The organism is Nitratidesulfovibrio sp. 1201_IL3209, from assembly GCF_036763125.1.
Lineage (GTDB): Bacteria > Desulfobacterota > Desulfovibrionia > Desulfovibrionales > Desulfovibrionaceae > Cupidesulfovibrio.
This window is the reverse complement of record NZ_JBAIYT010000001.1, coordinates 258,196-273,972: the sequence shown is the minus strand read 5'-3', so window position 1 is coordinate 273,972 and position 15,777 is coordinate 258,196. Positions and strand designations below refer to the sequence as shown.

The window sequence follows — 15,777 nt, the reverse complement described above, 5'->3', positions numbered from 1 at the left end:
CCCACGGGCGGCATCGCCGGGGACGGGGCTTCCCGCATGTCCTGCGTTCGCCGTGTGGCACGGCAACCACACCATTCCGGACAGGGCGTGGTGCCAATGTCACGCCAAGTCGCGCTTCCGTGACTGCCGCGCCGAAACCTGCTAGTGTCCTGCCGCAGGGCGGGAGTATTACGGCAACACACCGGTTTTCCCTGAAATTCCGGCCATACGGACCAGCCACGCGGACCGGCCCTCCAGGCCGCCGCGCACCCATGGCCCACGCGCTGCCGCGCGAACACGCATCCGCGCCAACGGAAGGATGAAGTGCGCGCGAACGCCGCTCGACGCAGGCATCCCCGGCCGGTTCCCCGCCGCCGCGCCGTTCACGCAACCTTTGCCTTCACGAGAACCACCACATGCTCATCGGTCCGCACACCCACGACGAATTCATGGAAGTGGCGCGCACGTTCCACGGCTACCCGGCCCCCGGCCTGATCATCGGCGGCTACATGGTCGAACTGGCCCGCCGGGGTCTGCCGGAAGGCGTGCTGTTCGACGCCATTTCCGAGACCGAACAGTGTCTGCCCGACGCGGTCCAGCTGCTGACCCCCTGCACGGTGGGCAACGGCTGGCTGCGCATTATGAACTTCGGCATCTACGCGGTGTCGCTGTTCGACAAGCGCACCGGCGAAGGGGTGCGCGTGCACCTGGACGTGGACAAGATGGGGCCGTGGGGCGAAATCCGCACCTGGTTCCTGAAGCTGAAGCCCAAGAAGGACCAGGACACGCCGCTGTTGCAGGCGCAGATCAAGGAGGCGGGGCCGGACATCCTCACCGCCCGGCCCATCACCGTGCGGCCCGACCGGCTGGGCCACAAGGGCAAGGGCCTGGTGGGCCGCTGCCCGCTGTGCGGCGAGTACTATCCGGTGTCCTCGGGCGGCATCTGCCGCTCGTGCCAGGGCGAATCGCCCTACCACGCCGGGCCGGGCCTGGCCTTCGAGGGTCAGCCCGCCCTGCGCGCCGTGCCCGTGGCCGAGGCCGTGGGCAGGCGCGCCCTGCACGACATGACCCGCATCGTGCCCGGCGAGCACAAGGACGCCGAATTCACCGCCGGGCAGGAACTGACCGCCGGGGACATCTGTAGATTGCAACTGATGGGGCGCAACTCCATTTACGTGCAGGAGGACACGGACGCCGCCGTGGCCGAGGGCGGCAAGACAGATGGGGCCTGGGTGCACGAGGACGAGGCCGCCAAGACCTTCGCCGCCATGCTGGCGGGCGAGGGCGTGGCCATGCGCGAGGACCCGCGCGAGGGCAAGGCCAACCTCACCGCCACCCGCGACGGCCTGCTGCTGGTGGACGCCGAACGGCTGGAGCGCTTCAACCTGGTGCCCGACGTGATGTGCGCCACCCGCCAGGGCTACAGCGTGGTGCTGGCGGGCACCAAGGTAGCGGGCACGCGGGCCATCCCGCTGTACCTCTCGCGCGAAAATTACATCAAGGCCACGGCCATGTTGCAGGACGGCCCGCTGTTGCGGGTGCTGCCCATGCGCGCCGCGAAAATCGGCATCCTGGTCACCGGCACCGAGGTCTTCCAGGGGCTGATCCAGGACAAGTTCGCGCCCATCATCGCCCAGAAGGCCCAGCGCCTGAACTGCGAGGTGGTGAACACCGTGTTCGCCCCCGACGACGCGGCCCTGATCACCCAGGGCGTGCGCGACCTGATCGCCGCCGGGGCGGACCTGGTGGTGACCACGGCCGGGCTGTCCGTGGACCCGGACGACGTGACCCGCAAGGGCCTGGTGGACGCGGGCCTTGCCGACATGCTGTACGGCCTGCCCATGCTGCCCGGCACCATGAGCCTGGTGGGGCGCATCGCCAACGAACAGGCCCCCCACCCCGTGCAGGTGCTGGGCGTGCCCGCCTGCGCGCTGTTCTACAAGACCACCGCGCTGGACATCCTGCTGCCGCGCCTGCTGGCCGGGGTGGAGATCACCCGGCGCGACCTGGCCAAACTGGGCGAAGGCGGCCTGTGCATGGAGTGCAAGAGCTGCACGTATCCCAAGTGCCCCTTCGGAAAATAGCGCCCGGACGGTACCCCGATCACGAGCGAAACCGGGAAGGCGCGGGCCTTCCCGGTTTTTCCGTTTCCGGCGTTTGCCGCTGCCGCCCCCACCCTTGACGCGCCCGGCAAGCCCCCCGATACTCCCCCCATGAGCCGTACCCCACGCCATGCCGCCGTCCGCTTCTGGCGCGACCCGGACCTGCCCGGAGTGGAGGTGCGCCGGTCGAGCTACAACGAGGAAACCTTCCGCCGCCACACCCACGCCGCGTATTCCATCGGGCTCATGGACGGCGGGGCCGCCTCGTTCATGCTGGAAGGCGCGCCGCACCGGGCCGTGGCCGGGCAACTGGTGCTCATCGAACCGGGCCGGGTGCATGCCTGCAACCCCGACCGCGACACCTTCTTCGCCTACCGCATGTTCTACGTGGACCCGGACTGGCTGGCGGAACCGGCGGCAACCGCCGAGACCCCGGAAGCTCCCGCCGCTTCCGGCCCGTCAGGCCCGTCAGGCCCGTCAGGCCAGTCTGGGCAATCCGGCCAGTCCGGCCAGTCCGGCGAACCCGGTAACTCCGAAAGCTGCGCCCGCCCGGCTTTGCCGCCCCGCTTCCGCTCGCCGGTGGTGGACTGCGCGCAGACCACGGCCGCGTGGTCGGCCCTGTACGACGCGGTGACGCGCGGCGGTTCGGTGCTGGAAAAGCAGTCGCTGCTGGTGCAGGCGGCGGAACTGCTGCTGGCCCGCCACTGCCTGCCCGCTTCCGGCACCGGCCCCGCCCCCGGCGCAGCCCTTGCCACGGACCACGCCACGGACCCCGCCCCAGCCCTTGCCGATATCCCCTTGCCGTCCCGGCCCGCCGCAGCCGCGAACCCGCCGGACCCCGCCGAGGCGGTGGAGGCGGTGCGCCGCCACCTGCGCGGCCACGTGGCCGACCCGGTACGGCTGGACGACCTGGCCCGGCTGGCCGGACGCAGCCGCTGCCACCTGCTGCGCATGTTCCAGCAGGCCACGGGCCTGCCCCCGCACGCCTACCAGACCCAACTCCGCGTGGACGCGGCACGACGCCTGCTGGCCGCCGGGCATTCCATCAGCCACGTGGCGGCGGAAACCGGCTTTTCCGACCAGAGCCACTTTTCGCGCGTGTTCCGCGACCTGACCGGGGCCACCCCCCGCCAGTACCAGCAGGGCGGGGCCGGGGCGCACCCGTCCGGAGAAACCGCCGACGACGCTTGACGCCACGCCGGTTCGCATTCCTGCGCGCCCTTCTGCACCCCTCCGCCGCAAAATCCTTCCATACGCCAGCACCACCCAATGCTAATGGATGATCCGGCGTGCCGCATGCCGCCAACCGTCATCCACCGACGCGAGATGCCCGCCATCCGGACCATCCGGACCATCGGGGCCACCAGGACCATTCGGGGCCGCGCCTGCTGCGCATGGCCGCCCCGCCGGGCGACGCATTCCGCACCCCCATGGGAGATTTTGCATGAACCTCGATTCCACCAAGTTCGCCATCATACTCGACGGTGGCCTGCCGGGCGGCGTGGCCGCCAATGCCGCCGCCGTGCTGTCCCTGTCCGTGGGCCGCGCCTTTCCGGAAATCGTGGGCCCCGCCGTCACCGACGGCGACGGGGACGAGCACCCCGGCATCACCCAGTTGCCCATCCCCGTGCTGCGCGCCGCGCCCGAGGCGCTACCCGAACTGCGCCGCAAGGCCGCCGCGCGCGGGCTGTACTGCGTGGGCTTCACCCACACGGCGCGCACCGCGCGCAGCTACGACGCCTACATGCAGCGCATGGCCGCCACCGCCCACGACGACCTGGGTTTCGTGGGCATCGCCATCGTGGGAGAACGCGGTGCCGTGGACGGCCTGTGCGGCGCGCTGCCCATGCTGCGCTGACCTCGCTGCACTGGCCTCGCTGCACTGGCCGCCCCGCTCCGCCACCTCCGGACGTCTTTCCGGCTGTACGCTTCCAGCACCTTGGGCAGCTTTTCTGCGGCAAGCGGCCATCACGCACCCCCCGCCTGTCACCACGCCCACGCCAGCAGCACTGCCAGCACGAGCACCACAAAACTCACCACGACCAAGGCTGCCACCACGGGCGCACCGGTGCCGTCATCGCTCATGACAGGTTGCACAACGCAGCCCGCAGGCTGTCCCGGCATGCGCTCACCGCTTCCCCGCGTTCGGTGACCGCTTTCCACAAACGCTTCCGACTTCCCCTGCATGGCGACAGCGCACCGGACGGGCGGTGCCCATCCACGTGAACGAGGCCGGTAATCCTGCAATATGCCATCGTCATCACGCCACCTTTCCTTCTTCATGCGTGGCGTCCTGCGCCATGTTGCGAGGGTCGAACAGATACCGCTCCGGCACACCGGCAGCCCGCAGGGCGTCCAGCACCCGCTTTGAGTGCGAATGCCCCTGGATCACCCGAAGGACTGCCTGATGGGATATGCCGAGACTTTCCGCGACCCGCCTGGCGTTGGTGTTGTTGAGATCCAACGCCTCGCGGATCCGGAAGCGCATCCGCCCCCGCCGCGCCCCACAAAGCTGCCGCTGCTCCAGATTCATCACATTTCCTCCTCCGGCATTTTCCTGTGCTTGGAGCCTGCTTCCCTTGCAGGCACGCCCGGCCGTAGTCCCGCAGTTTCCTGTCCTCGCCGGTCATCACGTCCAACCCCATCGTGCGCAGAATCACACGCAGAGGCCCGGCGTCTCCGGTTCCGAAACAGGCAGACCGTCCAGTCCATACGAGGTTGCTGCCGTTGACCCATGGCACCGGGGCGGGTAGGTTGGACCTGCTAGGATTGTGTGCAACCTCTCGCAAGTCAATAATAGCTCACATGGAGCACGGAATCAAGCCAAAAACAGCTCAAAAGCTAAAAACGGTTTCTTTCCGGATTAACATGCCAACTCCGCAGATTGGCTTGCGATTGGGCGCAAAACCTCATGCAACACTTCTTCAGGTGGAACATTTGCGCCATGAGTAGCTTCCAGGAACGGCTCAAGGATCTGCGCGGGCAGACTAGCCAGGCCAAATTCGCAGAGATGATTGGGGTGCCTCAAACCACTCTTGGCAGATATGAACGGGGCGAGTCTCAACCGGATGTGGAGTTTGCGAGCCATGTTTGTCTTGCTCTCGGCATAAATCCCAATTGGCTATTGTTGGGTATTGGCCCCATACGGCAAGAGCACCAGCCCGAAACGGCAGCAAAGAAGACACCGGCCGCGTCCGAAACGCTCGTCTGCGCCGACTGCGAACTGATCATGGTGCCGATGGTTGAAGCCCGGCTCTCTGCGGGGAGCGATTCTTTCGAGGTGGGAGAGAACGTGGGGCGGCGCTATGCCTTCCGCACCGACTTCCTGCTGCGCAAGGGCTCGCCGTCAAGCATGGTGCTCATGCGCGTCGATGGCGACAGCATGGAACCCTACGTCCTGAATGGCGACGCGGTGCTGATCGACCAGAGCCAGCGCGAGACGCGCCCGGGCAAGATCTACGCCGTGGGCGTCGAAGACATGGTGTACCTCAAGGTCGTGAACGCCGCGCCCGGCAAACTCGTGCTCACCAGCCACAACGCGGCCTATCCGCCGCTGGAGGTCGATGCGCGCGGCGACCTCGCCGGTGGTGTCCGCATCATCGGCCGGGCAGTGTGGGTCGGCCGCGAATTGAATTGACCCGTTGCGGCACAAGACGTGAAAACGCCCCGGAAATGTGCGCTGTTTTCTGCGCAAACTCCGGGGCATCTCGTTCTCAAGTCCGGCGGCAATGGCAGCCGCTGACGGGCTGTTGTCCCTAACCCATCGCCAGGTCCGCCACCACAGGGCGTCGTTGCCAGTTTTTCCGCGTCGTTCCTGCACCCTTCCCGCATTTTACTGATTCGTTCCAGGCCCAACGCCCTTTCTCATCCGTCTAGCCCCCCTATCCGGCGCACACCGGACCGTGGGGCGGCGGTGCAAGCCCCGCCCACCAGCCTCTTTCTCCACCCCCGCCGTACACCCCAAGGGCCGGACCTGTTCCGGCCCTTTGCCGTTTCCGGGCCGAACCCGAAGCCGTACCCCCGGACCGCGCCCGCCGCCTCCATTGCCCCGCCGCCGCTCTCCTGCCTTCCACCCGCCCCCCTGTTTCCGCCTGCCGTCCGCCCCGCCTCCCATCTCTCCGTAAAGCCGCCTTTACATCTCTTTCCGTCTCTTGATGGGCATTCCGGCCTGCCGTTTCCGTACATACCGGTAACAGGTCCTTCACACCTCAGCACGGAAGTTCAGCCCATGAGACAGCAACGGCACCGCACAACGGTGCTCCATTCCATCGAGGAAGGACTGTGCACGGACGATTCGCCATGTCCCGGCGTGAACATGATCGCCTGCTACCTGGAAAAATCGGCCACTCCAGCCGAACGAAGGCGTCTTGAATCGCACTTCGCATCGTGCAGGTCATGCAGGGCAGACCTTCTTGAACTGCGCAAGATCATGAAGGCTCCGGAAGTGAAGACACCGTTCGAGGCCGTGGAGGCGGCGCTGGCCCTCTCCACCCGGCACGACACGGGACATGCCACTGAACTGGGCACGGAACAGGGCACGGAGGACAGCAATGACCACTATCTCATCCTTGTATAGCGCCACCAGCGCGTCGTCTTCCAGTAGCAGCAGCGGGACCACGCTGGATTCCGACGCCTTCCTGCAACTGCTCATCGCGGAGTTGCAGAACCAGGACCCCACCAATCCCACCGACTCCACCGAGATGATCAACCAGATCGCCTCGTTCTCCACGGTGGAACAGCTGTCGGCCCTCAACGACACGGCCACGTCCATCTACGACTCGCTCACCGCCATGAGCCTGAACTCCGCCGTGAGCTTCATCGGGCAGTCCGTGCTGGCCGAAGGCGACGACATCTCCAAGACCAGCGACGGAACCACCGCCGTCAGCTTCACGCTGGAGTCGGACGCGGAAAGCCTGACCGCGCACGTCTACAACTCCAGCGGCACCATCATCAATTCCATCTCCCTCGGCGCCACGGACAGCGGCACCTACACCTTCACCTGGGACGGCACCAGCTACACCGGCGCCGAAGTGGCCAACGGCACCTACAGCGTGGTGTTCGAAGCCTACGACGAGGACGGCGACAGCCTGGAGGTCTCCACCATGGTGGCGGGCACGGTCTCCGGCGTCTCGGTGGAGAACGGCACTACGGTGCTCACCCTGTCCGACGGCCGCACGGTGAACCTCGAAGACGTCTACAGCGTCGTCTCCTCCGACGCATAACAACCAGCACGCGCACTGTCGCGGGAGCACGCCATGGGCCTTTCATCCTCCATGTATGCCAGCGTCTCGGGGCTGCTGAGCACCGCCGAGTCCATCAGCGTCATCGGCAACAACCTCGCCAACTCCAGCACCACGGGCTACAAGTCCATGTCCATGCTGTTCGAGGACGTGTTCTATTCCTCCATCACCACGTCCGGCGGCATCGACCAGATCGGCAACGGGTCGGCCATCTCGGCCATTTCCACGAACTTTTCGCAGGGCTCGTACCAGGACACCTCCGAGGCCATGAACATGGCCATCGCGGGGGAAGGGTACTTCATCGTGGAGGACCCGCAGAACGCGGGCCAAATCTACTACACCCGCGCGGGCGACTTCACTTTCGACGCCGAAGGGTACCTGACGAACTCGTCCGGCTACCAGGTGCAGGGCTGGGCCGTGGACCCGGACACCGCCAGTTCCAGCGACCCGCAGACCACCGGAGCCCTCGGCGACATCCAGCTGAAAAGCCGCACCTCACCCGCGTCCGCCACCACCAACGTCACCCTGGCGGTGAACCTGGATTCCGACGGCGAGGACAACTCCACCTCCACCACCGACCCGTACTTCTCGTTGCTCACCGAATGGGACGGCAGCGCCGACGATCCGCTGGGCACCACCAAGTACGAGTACCAGACCACCATTACCGTGTACGACGAGGCCGGTTCCGCCCACGAGCTGACCGTGTACTTCGACAAGGTGGAGGACGGAACCACCGGCACCACCACCTGGGAATACATCGTCACCATGGACCCCGGTGAGGACGTGCGCACCATCAACGGCCAGAGCGTGGCCGGCACTTCGGCCGCCGGGCTGCTGATGGCGGGCACGCTGACCTTCGACGCCACCGGCGCGCTGGTCTCGCAGACGGCCTTCACGCTCGACTCCACCGCCAGCGGCGACCTGACCGACCTTTCCAACTGGACCCTGGCCGACCTTTCCACCAGCGGCCTGCCGGTATTCACCTGCAACTTCTCCGGCTCGGCCAACGCCAGCACCACCGACGAGGCGGACGCCATCCAGATCGAACTGGACTTCGGCCTGTCGGCCAAGTCCATCACCGATGGCTGGGACACCACCGTCACCAGCGCGGCGGACATCGGCACGGACAGTTCGCTGCTGTTCGGCTTCACCTCCACGGCCTACGACACCGACCGCTCCACCAGCCACGATTCGGCCAGCAGCACCGACAACTCCAGCCAGAACGGCTACGCCACCGGCTACCTGACCAGCTACTACGTGGACGAGGGCGGGGTGATCTACGGCACCTACTCCAACGGCCAGACCCAGGCGCTGTTCATCGTGGCCCTGGCCAGCTTCGACAACGACCAGGGCCTGCAACTGGAAGGCGGCAACCTGTACTCCGCCACCACCGAATCGGGCACGGCCAACATCGGCAGGGCAGGGCAGGGCATCTACGGCAGCATCTACGGGGAAAAGCTGGAGGAATCCAACGTGGACGTGTCCACCGAGATGGTCGACCTCATCGTGATGCAGCGCGCCTACCAGGCCAACAGCAAGGTCATCACCACCGTGGACGAGATGCTTCAGACCGCTCTTGGCCTGAAGCGCTAGGGACTGTTTCCAAATTGTCCTTTCGCCCGTTGGCTTTGGAAACAACCCCTGGCGCAGCCGGGGCGCGCGGGGTTCGTCGGCCCCGCGCGCCCGCCTCCCGGTCCCGCCGCAACGCACGGGTCTGCCCGTAAGGACGCGCCATGTCCTCGCTCAGTTCCATTTTCAACATCGGTGCCAGCGCGCTTTCCAACGCGCAGATCGGCATATCGGTGACCAGCAACAACCTGTCCAATGCCGACGTGGAAGGCTACTCGCGCCAGACGGTGCAGTACACCACGGGGCCCACGGTCAGCAGCGGCGGGTACACCTACGGGTCGGGCGCCACGGTGTCGGAGATCACCCGGCATTTCAGCTACACCGTGGAGTCGCAGTACCTGACGTACAGTTCCCAGGCGTCCATGTGGGAAACCATCACCTCCACCCTCTCGTCCATGGAAACGCTGTTCGACGACAGCGACGACGAGGGCTACGACCTGTCCACCGCCCTGGACGCCTTCTGGACCAGCCTCGACGCCCTGGCCGCCGATCCGGAAAGCGAGGCCGCCCGCACCGAACTGACCGGCTATGCGGAAACGCTGACCACGCTGCTCAATTCCACCAGCGCCAGCCTGGAGGCGGTGCAGACCAGCCTGAATTCGCAGATCGAACAGCAGGTGGACGACATCAACGACCTGCTGGACACCCTGGCCGACCTCAACTCGCAACTGGCCGGAGACCCGGAAAACGCCACCCTGCTGGACAGCCAGGCCACCGCCCTGCGCGACCTCGCCACCTACATCGACCTTTCGGTGGTCTACAACGACGACGGCCAGGCCACCGTGTACACCAGTTCCGGCCAGACCCTGGTGCAGGGCGACGTGACCTACAAGCTGGCCTACGAGGGGCCGCAGGCCACCCAGTCGCTGACCTCCGCTTCCACCTTCGACGGGCAGATCTACTTCGAGGGCGAAAGCAGCAACGAGATCACCCTGGAATTCGTCACGTCGGGCACGACCGACGGAGCGGCCGGGGCGGCCACCTACAAGGTCTCGCTGGACGGCGGGGAAACCTGGCTCACCGACGATTCCGGCAACACCCTGCTGTTCACCGCGTCGGGCGCGGACGACAAGGTGACCGTGGCCGGGGTGTCCATCTGGTTCGGCTCGTCCACCGATTCCGGCGCGGCCGCCAGCGGCAACCTGGCCGTGGGCGACGACTTCACCGTCATGGCGAAATCCGGGGTGTACTGGTACCAGACCACCTCCGGAAAGGTGAACGTCACCCCCATCGATGTCACCGACTCGGACAGCAACAACCACCTTTCCGGCGGCAGCCTGGCCGGGCTGCTGGCCACCCGCGACCAGTACGTGGGCAGCTACCTGGAAACACTGGACGCCCTGGCCGAAGAACTGGCCTGGCAGGTCAACTACGTGCACAGCCAGGGCGCGGGGCTGGCCAACTTCTCGTCCGCCACGTCCGAAAACTCCGTGGGCGACGCCACCGAGGCCCTCTCGGACAGCAGCCTGACCTACGCCGACCGGCTGACCACGGGCACCCTGTCCATCTCGGTGTACGACGACGCCACCGGAGAGGTGTCCACGCTGTCGTCCATCGCCATCGATCCCACGTCCGACAGCCTGCAGGACGTGGCCGACGCCCTCAACACCACCTTTTCGGGCCTGCTCACGGCCAGCATCAGCAACGGGCAACTCACCATCGCGGCGGCGGACGGCCATTCGTTCCAGTTCGCGGGCGACACCTCGGGCCTGCTCGCGGCGCTGGGGATCAACACCTTCTTCTCGGGTGACGACGCCGGAAGCATCTCGGTGTCCGACTCGGTGCTGAACGACCCCAACCGGGTCAACGCCGCCGCCGTGGACGCCTCGGGCGAGGTGCTTTCCGGCGACTCCACCTGCGCCAACAACCTGGCCGCACTGGCGGACACCAAGGTGACCCTGGACCTGGCCGGAGGCTCCACCTCCAAGACCCTGAGCAAGCAACTGGCCGCGCTGGCCTCCACCGTGGGCACCGACGTGGACACCTCCGCCCGCAAGTACACCTACTACAGCACCCTGGCCGACAACGCCGACGACCTGCAACAGTCCATATCCGGCGTGAACACCGACGAAGAACTGATCAACCTCACCAAGTACCAGCAGGCGTACAGCATCGCCGCGCAACTCATCCAGGTGGCCAACGAGATGTTTGAAACCGTTCTTTCGTTGCGGGACTAGGCGGATACGCCCCGCCCTGCCCCCCCAGGAGCCCGCCATGCGCATCTCCACCAGCATGACCTACGCCAACTCGCTGAAATACATGACCCGGCTGCAATCGGACATCAACCGGCTGACCATCCAGATGGCCACCCAGCAGCGCATCAACTGCCCGTCGGACGACCCCTACGGCACCGAGGTGGCGCTGACCAATTCCACGCTGATCAGCCAACTGACCCAATACCAGAGCAACGTGGACACGGCCAAGGGCTGGCTCTCGCTGGCCGACGACACCCTGGGCGACGCCAGCACCGTGATCACCAGCCTCATCGAACTGGCCGAGCAGGCGGCCAACGGCACGCTCACCGAGGCCAACCGCGAGGCCATCGCGGAAGAGGCGCGCGGCCTGTACGAACAGCTGATCACCTACGCCAACACCCAGTACAACGGGCAATCCATCTTCGCCGGACGCGATTCCGGGGGCACGGCCTACACCCTGGGCCTGGGGGCCACGGTGACCGGGGCCACCCTGTCTTCGGGCGCCGGGTCCGCCGTACTCTCCCCCGTACTGGCCGTGGACGGCGAGGCGGACCAGAGCATCCGCATCGAATTCACCGGCGACGGCACCGTGGGCACGGACGACATCACCTACCGCTATTCCACCGACGGCGGCGACACCTGGACCGAGGCCACCCTGGCCGCCGGAGAGACCACCCTGTCCTGCGACGGGGTGCAGGTGCACATGCAGGACGGCACCGGTGTCTCCGCCGTGTCCGGTGACGACACCGGCGCGGGCACGCGCATCACCGTGCGCCCGGCCGCCATCTACACCGGCGACGCGGACGACGGCGCAAAGGTGACGGCCCAGAGCAACACCGACGTCACCGCCACGCCCACCGGCACCTTCAGCAGTTCGGTGGTGGTGCGCATCGAGGGCGACACCACCGTGTCCGGCCCCGTATCGTACCGCTATTCCAGCGACGGCGGGCTCACCTGGTCCGACGTGAAGAGTTCGGACAACGGCACGCTGACCGTGCCCGGCGGCACCCTGGAGCTTTCGGCGGGCAGCGGCAGCGACCTTGCGGCGGGCGACACCTTCACCATCACCTCCGACTCCACCGACCTCACGGTGCGGGTGTCCACCTCCACCAGCATCGCCATCAACAGCTGCGGGCTGGACGTGTTCGGCGGGCTCTACAGCGCCGACGGCACCGGCTACTCCGGCACCGGCGACGACGACCTGTTCGAGGCCATCGGCCAGTTCATCGGCTACCTGGAGACCAACAACGAGGAAGGCATCGCCGAAAGCCTGGAGGCCATCACCGCCGGGCAGGCCAGGATGCTTTCCGCCGCCAGCGACATCGGCGCGCGCGAAATACGCCTGGAACACATCGAGACGGCCAACACCCTGCTCACCTCCACGGCCAAGAACGCCGTCAGCAACGTGGTGGACGCCGACACCACGGAACTGGCCACCGAACTCTCCAAGCTCACCACCATCTACGAGGCGGTGCTCAGCACGCAGTCCGCGGTCATGAAGCTGAGCCTGCTCGATTACCTCTGATCCGGCTCCCGCCCGGCTTCAGCCCCCCGCGCGCCCCGCGCTCCCCGCTCTCACGGAGGCCCTCATGTCCGAATACTGGTCCGGCTCCATCACCTTCACCGGCCTGAACACCGGCACCGACTGGGACGAGATCATCGAGGCCCAGATGGCCGTGGAGGAATACCGCTACAACAGCATGCTTGCGGCACAGTCGGACTACGAGGCCAGGCTGGCCGCGGTGCAGGACCTGGAAACCCAGATGACCACGCTGTACCAGACCCTGCAAAACTACAGCGACGTGTCCGACTTTCTTGCCAAGGGGGCCACCTCTTCCGACGAGACCTGCGTCACCGTCACCGCCGACAACGACGCCGAAGAAGGCTCGCACACCGTGGTGGTCAACCAGTTGGCCAAGAACGACATCTGGAGCAGCGACGACGGCTACGCCTCCACCGACACGGTGATCACCGACACCGACCAGACCTTCTCGTTCACCTACGGCGACGAGACGTACACCATCGACGTGCCGGGCGGCACCACCCTTTCGGAGTTCGCCAGCCTCATCAACAACGCCAGCGGCAACAACGACGACGTCCGCGCCGGCATCATCAACGAAGGCAGCGCGTACCACCTGCAGATACGCGGCATGGACCTTGGCGCGGACAACACCGTGACCATCAACGATACCGGCTTCGACGCCATGGGGCCGGACGCCTTCACCAACACCCAGAAGGCCCAGAACGCCCAGATCAAGGTGGACGGCTTTCCCGCCGCCGCCGACGAGTGGATCGAGCGCTCCACCAACACCATCGACGACGTCATCGACGGGGTGACCCTGCAACTCAAGAAGGCCACCGGCAGCGACGGCGTGAACGTGGACGTCACGCTGGACAGCGACGCCATGGTCGAGGCCATCGAAACGGTGGTGGAGAGCATCAACACCATCCTGCAACTGCTCATGGACCTGCGCAGCCAGGGCACGGTGTCGTCGTCGGTGTCCACGGCCACGGCGTCCGACGATGATGACGACGACGATGACGACGATTCCACGGCCGCTTCGGTGCTGGCCAGCAACTACGGCATCAAGCTGGTGCAGAGCAGCCTGAAGAGCATCCTGTCCACCAAGGGGCTGGGCTTCTCCTACTACAACTCCACCGACGAAACGGGCGACCTGTTCACCAGCCTGTCCACCATCGGCATCTCCACCGACGCCGACGAGGATTCGGAAACCTTCGGCCTGCTGGTCATCGACTACGACGAACTGGAAGCGGCCATAAAGAAAGACCCGCAGGCCGTGGCCGAACTGCTGTCGGCCGACGTTGCGGGCAGCACCGATTCCGGCGACTTTTCCTTCGACAGCGCCATCTCGGGCACCACCAAGGCCGGCGAGTACGACGTGTCGTACCGCATCGAGAACGGGGAGATCGTGGAGGCGTACATCAACGGCAACGCCGCCTCCATCTCGGGCTGGACCATCACCGGCGCCTCGGGCGAGGACGAGCAGGGCCTGGCCATCAGCGTGGACAACACCTCCGACGGCGCCTACACCGGCGCCGTGTACCTGAAGCAGGGCAAGATCGGGCAGCTCGTCGACACCCTGGAGGACATGACCAGCAGCGAAGGCACCCTCCAGATCATGGAGGACAGCTTCCAGGACATCCTGGACCAGTACGCGCAGTCCATCTCGCGCGAGGAGGAACGGCTGAGCCTGGTGGAAAGCCGCCTGCGCACCCGCTATTCCAACCTGGAAACCCTGCTCACCAGCTACGACAACCTGTCGTCCACCATCGAATCGCTGCTTGCCTCGCTGGACAGCGACTAGCCCGGCCCAGCCCGCATGCCGCAAGGGCCATGCGAAAGGGGAAACACCACATCCGGGCGTTTCCCCTTTCGTAGTTTGCGCGCCTGCCTGTTCGGATCCCGCTCCGTACGGCGCACGCAGAAGGGGCCGGACGTAAGCCCGGCCCCTTGCCGTCGGTGTGTCCGCCCGTCGTTCCCCTCCACCCTCGGGCAGCGGCCCTGTTCCGGCTCGCTCCCCGAAGGGGTCCGGCTAGCCGCTGATCAGCGAAAGCGCCATCTGCGGCAGCGAGTTGGCCTGCGACAGCATGGCCACGGCGGTCTGCGCCAGCACCTGCTGCTTGGTGTACTCGGTCATTTCCAGCGAGACGTCCACGTCCGAGATGCGCGATTCCGCGGCGGACAGGTTTTCGGACTGGGTCTCAAGGTTGGTGATGGTGGCTTCCAGCCGGTTCTGCATGGCGCCCAGCGAGGCGCGGATCTGGTCCTTGGAGATGATGGCGTTGTCGATGGCGGTCAGGGCGTCCTGGGCCGCCTGCTGGGTGGAGATGCTCGCCCCGTTGCCGGAGGCGGAACTGCCGAGGCCCAGCGCCTTGGCCGACACCGCGCCGATGCGGATGTTGTAGTAGTCCTGCGCGCTGTCGTTGCCCGAGCCGAAGTGGATGTGCAACTGCCCCGTGGATTGCAGGCCGGAGCCGTCGTAGGTCGATCCGGACAGGTTGCCGTTCAGCAGCATGATGCCGTTGAAGTCGGTGGCGCTGGCGATTCGGGTGATTTCCGAGGCCATGGCCTGGTATTCGGAATCGATGATCAGGCGCTGATCCGAGTTGTAGGTGCCGGTGGCGGCCTGTTCCGCCAGTTCCTTCATGCGGATGAGCTTTTCGTCGATGGTTTCCATGGCGCCGTCGGCGGTCTGGATCAGCGAGATGGCGTCGTTGGCGTTGCGCACGCCCTGGTTCAGCGCAGTGATGTCCGAACGCATCAGTTCGCGGATGGCAAGACCGGCGGCGTCGTCCGCAGCGGAGTTGATGCGCAGGCCGGAAGACAGGCGCTGGGTGGACTTTTCGAGCTTGTTGTAGGTTGCGTTCAGCGTATTGGCTGTGGTGAGCGCCGTAAAGTTGTTGTTGACGACGAGAGACATGATGTTTCCTCCATGAAAAATACACTATCCTTGTGTGCCTCTGCCATGCATGCAGCGCATGCTTGTTGGCCTTATCGACATCGCAACGCCACGCTCTTAATTTTCATATTTCCATAACCACTCGCAAAGTCACGAAATTAACGTTCATAACAGTATCTTTGCATTACTTTGCGTTGCTTGTGGCGTCTGC

12 protein-coding genes are annotated in these 15,777 nt (G+C 65.9%); 10 read left to right on the top strand and 2 right to left on the bottom strand.

Annotated features, from left to right (window positions below; genetic code table 11):
- Positions 1 to 395 precede the first annotated feature (395 nt).
- The 3 genes from V6B97_RS01185 (at position 396) to V6B97_RS01175 (ending at position 3,939) form a co-directional block, all read left to right on the top strand.
- Positions 396 to 2,063, top strand: coding sequence for an FmdE family protein (locus V6B97_RS01185; RefSeq protein ID WP_333504665.1), 1,668 nt, complete (start codon positions 396 to 398; stop codon positions 2,061 to 2,063).
- Positions 2,064 to 2,192: 129 nt separating this feature from the next.
- Entirely contained in the window at positions 2,193 to 3,272 is a 1,080-nt protein-coding gene (locus V6B97_RS01180; RefSeq protein WP_333504664.1) for an AraC family transcriptional regulator, read from the top strand.
- Positions 3,273 to 3,525: 253 nt separating this feature from the next.
- On the top strand, positions 3,526 to 3,939 hold the full coding sequence (locus V6B97_RS01175; RefSeq protein ID WP_333504663.1) for a DUF2000 domain-containing protein: 414 nt from the start codon (positions 3,526 to 3,528) through the stop codon (positions 3,937 to 3,939).
- A 402-nt stretch (positions 3,940 to 4,341) separates the two neighbouring features.
- Here V6B97_RS01175 and V6B97_RS01170 read toward each other — a convergent pair whose 3' ends face one another.
- A complete protein-coding gene (locus V6B97_RS01170; RefSeq protein ID WP_333504662.1) occupies positions 4,342 to 4,614 on the bottom strand; it encodes an XRE family transcriptional regulator in 273 nt (90 codons plus the stop codon).
- A 411-nt stretch (positions 4,615 to 5,025) separates the two neighbouring features.
- Between V6B97_RS01170 and V6B97_RS01165 the strand changes: the two genes are divergently transcribed.
- The 7 genes from V6B97_RS01165 (at position 5,026) to fliD (ending at position 14,471) form a co-directional block, all read left to right on the top strand.
- The gene (locus V6B97_RS01165; RefSeq protein WP_333504660.1) at positions 5,026 to 5,718 is read left to right on the top strand and encodes an XRE family transcriptional regulator; all 693 of its coding nucleotides are present in this window, start codon (positions 5,026 to 5,028) and stop codon (positions 5,716 to 5,718) included.
- 591 nt (positions 5,719 to 6,309) lie between these two features.
- Positions 6,310 to 6,657 carry a zf-HC2 domain-containing protein gene (locus V6B97_RS01160; RefSeq protein WP_333504659.1) on the top strand — a complete coding sequence of 116 codons (348 nt, stop codon included), beginning with the start codon at positions 6,310 to 6,312 and terminating at the stop codon, positions 6,655 to 6,657.
- On the top strand, positions 6,632 to 7,303 hold the full coding sequence (locus V6B97_RS01155) for a flagellar hook assembly protein FlgD (protein WP_333504658.1): 672 nt from the start codon (positions 6,632 to 6,634) through the stop codon (positions 7,301 to 7,303). The genes V6B97_RS01160 and V6B97_RS01155 overlap by 26 nt, the downstream gene beginning before the upstream one ends.
- Before the next feature lie 33 nt (positions 7,304 to 7,336).
- On the top strand, positions 7,337 to 8,914 hold the full coding sequence (locus V6B97_RS01150; protein ID WP_333504657.1) for a flagellar hook protein FlgE: 1,578 nt from the start codon (positions 7,337 to 7,339) through the stop codon (positions 8,912 to 8,914).
- Between the two features lie 140 nt (positions 8,915 to 9,054).
- Positions 9,055 to 11,127, top strand: a complete 2,073-nt coding sequence (gene flgK / locus V6B97_RS01145) for a flagellar hook-associated protein FlgK (protein ID WP_333504656.1) — start codon at positions 9,055 to 9,057, stop codon at positions 11,125 to 11,127.
- A 37-nt stretch (positions 11,128 to 11,164) separates the two neighbouring features.
- A complete protein-coding gene (gene flgL / locus V6B97_RS01140; protein ID WP_333504655.1) occupies positions 11,165 to 12,670 on the top strand; it encodes a flagellar hook-associated protein FlgL in 1,506 nt (501 codons plus the stop codon).
- Positions 12,671 to 12,734: 64 nt separating this feature from the next.
- Positions 12,735 to 14,471 carry a flagellar filament capping protein FliD gene (fliD, locus tag V6B97_RS01135; protein ID WP_333504654.1) on the top strand — a complete coding sequence of 579 codons (1,737 nt, stop codon included), beginning with the start codon at positions 12,735 to 12,737 and terminating at the stop codon, positions 14,469 to 14,471.
- Between the two features lie 228 nt (positions 14,472 to 14,699).
- On the opposite strand, the gene V6B97_RS01130 is transcribed toward fliD, so the two are convergent.
- Positions 14,700 to 15,587 carry a flagellin N-terminal helical domain-containing protein gene (locus tag V6B97_RS01130; RefSeq protein WP_333504653.1) on the bottom strand — a complete coding sequence of 296 codons (888 nt, stop codon included), beginning with the start codon at positions 15,585 to 15,587 and terminating at the stop codon, positions 14,700 to 14,702.
- Between the last annotated feature and the right edge of the window lie 190 nt (positions 15,588 to 15,777).

What these genes read in the sequence shown, in the direction of transcription:
- V6B97_RS01155 (WP_333504658.1), top strand. Translation starts at nt 6,632, where the DNA reads ATGACCACTATCTCATCCTTGTATAGCGCCACCAGCGCGTCGTCTTCC.
- V6B97_RS01170 (WP_333504662.1), bottom strand. Translation starts at nt 4,614, where the DNA reads ATGAATCTGGAGCAGCGGCAGCTTTGTGGGGCGCGGCGGGGGCGGATG.
- V6B97_RS01180 (WP_333504664.1), top strand. Translation starts at nt 2,193, where the DNA reads ATGAGCCGTACCCCACGCCATGCCGCCGTCCGCTTCTGGCGCGACCCG.
- fliD (WP_333504654.1), top strand. Translation starts at nt 12,735, where the DNA reads ATGTCCGAATACTGGTCCGGCTCCATCACCTTCACCGGCCTGAACACC.
- V6B97_RS01185 (WP_333504665.1), top strand. Translation starts at nt 396, where the DNA reads ATGCTCATCGGTCCGCACACCCACGACGAATTCATGGAAGTGGCGCGC.
- V6B97_RS01165 (WP_333504660.1), top strand. Translation starts at nt 5,026, where the DNA reads ATGAGTAGCTTCCAGGAACGGCTCAAGGATCTGCGCGGGCAGACTAGC.
- flgK (WP_333504656.1), top strand. Translation starts at nt 9,055, where the DNA reads ATGTCCTCGCTCAGTTCCATTTTCAACATCGGTGCCAGCGCGCTTTCC.
- flgL (WP_333504655.1), top strand. Translation starts at nt 11,165, where the DNA reads ATGCGCATCTCCACCAGCATGACCTACGCCAACTCGCTGAAATACATG.
- V6B97_RS01130 (WP_333504653.1), bottom strand. Translation starts at nt 15,587, where the DNA reads ATGTCTCTCGTCGTCAACAACAACTTTACGGCGCTCACCACAGCCAAT.
- V6B97_RS01160 (WP_333504659.1), top strand. Translation starts at nt 6,310, where the DNA reads ATGAGACAGCAACGGCACCGCACAACGGTGCTCCATTCCATCGAGGAA.
- V6B97_RS01150 (WP_333504657.1), top strand. Translation starts at nt 7,337, where the DNA reads ATGGGCCTTTCATCCTCCATGTATGCCAGCGTCTCGGGGCTGCTGAGC.
- V6B97_RS01175 (WP_333504663.1), top strand. Translation starts at nt 3,526, where the DNA reads ATGAACCTCGATTCCACCAAGTTCGCCATCATACTCGACGGTGGCCTG.